General features: G+C 50.1%; 3 protein-coding genes and 1 pseudogene. 2 read left to right on the forward strand and 2 right to left on the reverse strand.

The genetic code is table 11. The features are described 5' to 3' along the window. Positions 1–116: 116 nt before the first annotated feature. Both ABZJ92_RS20740 and apbC read right to left on the reverse strand, forming a co-directional pair. Entirely contained in the window at positions 117–398 is a 282-nt protein-coding gene (locus ABZJ92_RS20740) for a YehE family protein (RefSeq protein WP_011110605.1), read from the reverse strand. A 261-nt stretch (positions 399–659) separates the two neighbouring features. Continuing rightward, positions 660–1769: an iron-sulfur cluster carrier protein ApbC gene (gene apbC / locus ABZJ92_RS20745; RefSeq protein ID WP_001005437.1), complete on the reverse strand. Its 1110-nt coding sequence runs from the start codon at positions 1767–1769 to the stop codon at positions 660–662. A 131-nt stretch (positions 1770–1900) separates the two neighbouring features. On the opposite strand from apbC, the gene metG reads away from it, so the two are divergent. Then, a complete protein-coding gene (gene metG / locus ABZJ92_RS20750; RefSeq protein WP_005049047.1) occupies positions 1901–3934 on the forward strand; it encodes a methionine--tRNA ligase in 2034 nt (677 codons plus the stop codon). A 140-nt stretch (positions 3935–4074) separates the two neighbouring features. After that, positions 4075–4266, forward strand: a pseudogene (locus ABZJ92_RS20755) (WGR domain-containing protein); the annotation flags it as partial. Positions 4267–4338: the final 72 nt, after the last annotated feature.

Raw genomic sequence — 4338 nt, forward strand, 5'->3', positions numbered from 1 at the left:
CTGATGGAAATGGAAGCCACGCAAGCACCTTAAAATCACCATCATACACTAAATCAGTAAGTTGGCAGCATTACCGATTTCGTCTTTCTAAATGCAATTAAAATCAGGTTGCCAAATTAATCGTAGCGATTTAACACGATTCGACGTTTGCTATCGCTACCTGCAACAACCACTTCTGTCGTAACACCTTTGACGGGCGAAGAAACCTGATGACGGGTGTCAACATTATACGTTAACTGACCACAATGCTGTTGTGGTTGACTATTAACCATAGCCATACTGCATGTTGGGGGACTGATCCTGCCATTAATCGTTAATGTGGCAGTCTCTGAAGAGACTGCGGGAGAAGCCAATCCATAGGCAAGAAAAATAATTCCTGACAGCCAATACTTATTCATTGAACGTTATCCCTGTAGTAAAGGTTATGCCTGGATAGAATGAGTGCATAACAAACTATAGCTGTACATCCACTACACAGCACGAAGGATGATAATGAAGCATTGCCTGTACGATCACTCGACTTTGTAGAGTTTCGGACGAAGGTCCGCAGAATATTCGCAGTATTAAATAAGTGTTCATTAATGCGGCAAAAACAAATACACCGCATCAATATAACATCTCTGCGGTGTATGAAGAATAACCAGAATGGTTAATAGGCGTTAGACCGCGCGGAAGGAAATCTCGCCAGGAATGACTTCACCCTGCCAGTAGAGCTGAGCTGCAACGCGGTCAGCCAGCTGGCGGTAGATAGCGGTAAATTCGCTCTCCGGACGGCTGATAACCGTTGGCGTGCCTTTATCGAGATCCTCACGTAAGGAGATGTGTAACGGCATCTGCCCCAGCAGCTGTGTATGGTATTTTTCAGCCAGTTTCTCTGCACCACCGGTACCGAAAATCGGTTCATGGTGACCACAGTTACTGCAAATATGCACACTCATGTTCTCGACAATACCGAGCACCGGAACCTCGACTTTCTCGAACATCACAATGCCTTTTTTCGCATCGATCAACGCGATGTCCTGCGGGGTGGTGACCACGACTGCACCAGTTACTGGAATGTTTTGCGCCAGCGTCAATTGAATGTCACCGGTGCCTGGCGGCATATCAAGCACCAGATAGTCGAGATCCGGCCACAAGGTTTCCTGCAACATCTGCATTAACGCCTTGCCCGCCATCGGTCCACGCCACACCATCGCATTGTCGTCAGTGACCAGATAACCAATTGAATTGGTTGCCAGGCCATGAGACATAATCGGTGCCATGTGGGTACCGTCCGGCGAAGTTGGACGCTGATTTTCTGCGCCCAGCATGGTGGGAATTGATGGGCCGTAGATATCGGCGTCCAGAATGCCGACTTTCGCCCCTTCCGCCGCCAGTGCCAGCGCCAGGTTTACCGCCGTGGACGATTTACCCACGCCGCCTTTACCGGAACTCACCGCGATAATGTTCTTCACACCGTTAATTCCCGGCTGATTCTTCACGCGTTTCAGAGTGGCTATGTTATGCGACAGTTTCCAGTCGATAGCTTTCGCCCCGGTGATGCGCAGCAGTTCGGCGCTACATTGCTCTTTTAACTCTTCGAACGCGCTATGCCAGACAAACGGCATAACCAGTTCCACATGCAACGTGTCGTCCATCCAGGCGACATGGTGCAACGCTTTCAGCGTGGTGAGGTTATGCTTCAGGGTTGGGTGCTGAAAATTGGCCAGTGTCCCGGCGACCATTGCGCGCAAGGCTTCTGGTGATTTGGCCTGGGATTGTTCGTTCATCCCGACTCCTTTTTTGTATAGATAAACCATCAGCTGATAGTTTACCTGAAGAATATAGAGAAGTACTTACTTAACATTTTCCCATTTGGTACTATCTAACCCCTTTTCACTATTAAGAAGTAATGCCTACTATGACTCAAGTCGCGAAGAAAATTCTGGTGACGTGCGCACTGCCGTACGCTAACGGCTCAATCCACCTCGGCCATATGCTGGAGCACATCCAGGCTGATGTCTGGGTCCGTTACCAGCGAATGCGCGGCCACGAGGTCAACTTCATCTGCGCCGACGATGCCCACGGTACACCGATCATGCTGAAAGCTCAGCAGCTCGGTATCACCCCGGAGCAGATGATTGGCGAAATGAGTCAGGAGCATCAGACTGATTTCGCAGGCTTTAACATCAGCTATGACAACTATCACTCGACGCACAGCGAAGAGAACCGCCAGTTGTCAGAACTTATCTACTCTCGCCTGAAAGAAAACGGTTTTATTAAAAACCGCACCATCTCTCAGCTGTACGATCCGGAAAAAGGCATGTTCCTGCCGGACCGTTTTGTGAAAGGCACCTGCCCGAAATGTAAATCCCCGGATCAATACGGCGATAACTGCGAAGTCTGCGGCGCGACCTACAGCCCGACTGAATTGATCGAGCCGAAATCGGTGGTTTCTGGTGCTACACCAGTGATGCGTGATTCTGAACACTTCTTCTTTGATCTGCCCTCTTTCAGCGAAATGCTGCAGGCATGGACCCGCAGCGGTGCGTTGCAGGAGCAGGTGGCAAACAAAATGCAGGAGTGGTTTGAATCCGGCCTGCAACAGTGGGATATCTCCCGCGACGCGCCATACTTTGGTTTTGAAATTCCGAACGCACCGGGCAAATATTTCTACGTCTGGCTGGACGCACCGATTGGCTACATGGGTTCTTTCAAGAATCTGTGCGACAAGCGCGGCGACAGCGTAAGCTTCGATGAATACTGGAAGAAAGACTCCACCGCCGAGCTGTACCACTTCATCGGTAAAGATATCGTTTACTTCCACAGCCTGTTCTGGCCTGCCATGCTGGAAGGCAGCAACTTCCGCAAGCCGACCAACCTGTTTGTTCATGGCTATGTGACGGTGAACGGCGCGAAGATGTCCAAGTCTCGCGGCACCTTTATTAAAGCCAGCACCTGGCTGAATCATTTTGACGCTGACAGCCTGCGTTACTACTACACTGCGAAACTCTCTTCGCGCATTGATGATATCGATCTCAACCTGGAAGATTTCGTTCAGCGTGTGAATGCCGATATCGTGAACAAAGTGGTTAACCTGGCCTCCCGTAATGCGGGCTTTATCAACAAGCGTTTTGACGGTGTGCTGGCAAGCGAGCTGGCTGACCCTGAGCTGTACAAAACCTTTACCGATGCCGCTGAAGTGATTGGTGAAGCGTGGGAAAGCCGTGAATTTGGTAAAGCAGTGCGCGAAATCATGGCACTGGCTGACCTGGCTAACCGCTATGTCGACGAGCAGGCTCCGTGGGTAGTCGCAAAACAGGAAGGTCGCGATGCTGACCTGCAGGCGATTTGCTCAATGGGCATCAACCTGTTCCGCGTACTGATGACTTACCTGAAGCCTGTACTGCCGAAACTGACCGAGCGTGCAGAAGCCTTCCTCAATACGGAACTGACCTGGGATGGTATCCAGCAACCGCTGCTGGGCCACAAAGTGAATCCGTTCAAGGCGCTGTATAACCGCATCGATATGAAACAGGTTGAAGCTCTGGTGGAAGCCTCTAAAGAAGAAGTGAAAGCCACTACCGCGCCAGTTACTGGCCCACTGGCAGATGATCCGATTCAGGAAACCATCACCTTTGACGACTTCGCCAAAGTTGACCTGCGCGTGGCGCTGATCGAAAACGCAGAGTTTGTTGAAGGTTCTGACAAACTGCTGCGCCTGACGCTGGATCTCGGCGGTGAAAAACGCAATGTCTTCTCCGGTATTCGTTCTGCTTACCCGGATCCGCAGGCACTGATTGGTCGTCACACCATTATGGTGGCTAACCTGGCACCACGTAAAATGCGCTTCGGTATCTCTGAAGGCATGGTGATGGCTGCCGGTCCTGGCGGGAAAGATATTTTCCTGCTAAGCCCGGATGCCGGTGCTAAACCGGGTCATCAGGTGAAATAATCCCCCTTCAAGGCGCTGCATCGACAGCGCCTTTTCTTTATAAATTCCTAAAGTTGTTTTCTTGCGATTTTGTCTCTCTCTAACCCGTATAAATACTGGTAGCATCTGCATTCAACTGGATAAAATTATAGGGATGCAGAATGAGACACTTTATCTATCAGGACGAAAAATCACATAAATTCTGGACGGTGGAGCAACAGGGAAACGAGTTGCATATCAGTTGGGGAAAAGTTGGCACCAAAGGGCAAAGTCAGATAAAAAGTTTTTCAGATGCTGCGGCGGCGGAAAAAGCGGAACTGAAGCTGATTGCGGAGAAGGTGAAGAAGGGGTATGAGGTAGCCTGAGTTTAACGGACACTCCTTCCTGAAATAGAATGGCATCAGAAGGAGCTAATAATGAGCAGA

Origin of the sequence: Shigella sp. FJ200513, from assembly GCF_040495915.1 — a bacterium.
Lineage (GTDB): Bacteria > Pseudomonadota > Gammaproteobacteria > Enterobacterales > Enterobacteriaceae > ECMA0423.

Bases quoted from the DNA above. Each gene is read 5' to 3' on its own strand.
- ABZJ92_RS20740 (WP_011110605.1), bottom strand. From the start codon at position 398: ATGAATAAGTATTGGCTGTCAGGAATTATTTTTCTTGCCTATGGATTG.
- apbC (WP_001005437.1), bottom strand. From the start codon at position 1,769: ATGAACGAACAATCCCAGGCCAAATCACCAGAAGCCTTGCGCGCAATG.
- metG (WP_005049047.1), top strand. From the start codon at position 1,901: ATGACTCAAGTCGCGAAGAAAATTCTGGTGACGTGCGCACTGCCGTAC.